Source organism: Acetobacter fabarum (genome assembly GCF_029069195.1).
GTDB lineage: Bacteria > Pseudomonadota > Alphaproteobacteria > Acetobacterales > Acetobacteraceae > Acetobacter > Acetobacter fabarum_A.
Genome location: NZ_JARDYK010000035.1, coordinates 1 through 1,515, shown reverse-complemented (window position 1 = coordinate 1,515; position 1,515 = coordinate 1). Strand labels below are relative to the sequence as shown.

At 61.8% G+C, this 1,515-nt stretch carries 1 protein-coding gene; it reads left to right on the top strand.

Going from position 1 to position 1,515, the window contains the following annotated elements:
- A partial coding sequence (locus tag PY793_RS14080) for a carbohydrate porin (protein WP_275178613.1) occupies window positions 1-1,512 on the top strand: 1,512 nt, incomplete at its 5' end.
- Window positions 1,513-1,515: the final 3 nt, after the last annotated feature.

Below are 1,515 nucleotides of genomic sequence, written 5' to 3'. Positions count from 1 at the left end.
ATGGGCAATTCCGGCCCTCTGGTGTCCGAGGTTGACCCTGCCACGGTGCGCGACAGCATGCGCGCAGCAGAAGCCGCTGCCGCCGCCAGATCCCCCGATGCAGACCACCCGGACCTGAGTGACCATCTGCTGGGCAACATATGGGGCGCGCGTGACTGGATGGCCCGCCACGGTCTGACCCTAGATATTCAGGAAGTGGACGAACTGTGGGGCAATACCTCAGGCGGCACAGCATCCGCCGCAGATGGGCCGGATGGCTCGGGCACCAGCCCCGCCTATAATGGCATGACCATGCCAACCCTGACCGTGGACCTCGAAAAGCTGGTCGGCCTCAGGGGCGGTATTTTCAACATCAGCGCACTCCAGCTCCGGGGGCGCTCGATCTCGCAGGATCATCTGGGCGTGTTCAACCCCGCATCCGGGTTCGAGGCAGACCGCTCCACCCGCCTGTTCGAACTGTGGTACCAGCAGTCCTTCCTTGGCGGCAAGCTCGACGTCAAGATCGGGCAGCAGGATATGGATACCGAATTCCTGATCAGTAATTACGGCAGCCTGTATCTTAACTCCAACTTCGGCTGGCCCATGGCCCCATCGGTCAACCTGTATGGGGGGGGACCGTCCTGGCCGCTGGCCTCTCCTGCCATCCGCATCCGCTACCGGCCTACGGACCAGTTTACCGTCATGTTCGCCGCAGCGGATGATAACCCGCCGGGCAACCGCTACAACTCCACCGCCATCCAGCAGGCCACCGGCTCGGATGCGGGGCAGACCAACGACCCGACCAGCCAGAACGCCAACAACAACGCCTCGGGCGCCCAGTTCAACATGGGCACGGGGGCTCTGCTCATAACCGAGCTGCAATACGCCCTCAACCCCCAGCCCGATGACATGTCCAAGGTTACCAAAAACCCCGGCCTGCCCGGCATTTACAAGCTGGGTGGTTTTTACGACACCGCCAAATTTGCGGATTACCGCTATAACAAGAACGGAGGCTCACTGGGGGCTGCCGCGGCCAGCGCGGCCAGAGGGGGTGCTGTGTCCCAGAGTGATCTGACATCACGCTGGGATCGGGGCAACTGGATGGTTTACGGCATTGTGGACCAGATGCTCTGGCGGCCCTCGCTCCAGTCTCCCCAGTCCGTGGGGGTGTTTGTCCGCGCTACGGGTAATGGTGGGGACCGCAACCTGATCAGCTTTGCAATGGATGCGGGGATCAACCTCAAAGCCCCCTTCAAGGGGCGTGATAATGACACGCTCGGCGTGGGCTGGGGTATTGGCCGTACATCCTACGGGCAGCGCCAGTTTGACCGGGATTACGGCAAACACCCGCAGGGGAACGAAAACCATCTGGAAGTCACCTATCAGGCGCAGGTCATGCCCTGGTGGGTCATGCAGCCGGACTTCCAGTATGTCTGGAACCCTTCCGGCGGTATCCCCCTCTCATGGGGAAATGCACCCAGACGGGTCGGGAACGAGGCCATCTTCGGACTCCACTCCAGCATAACCTTCTGATCA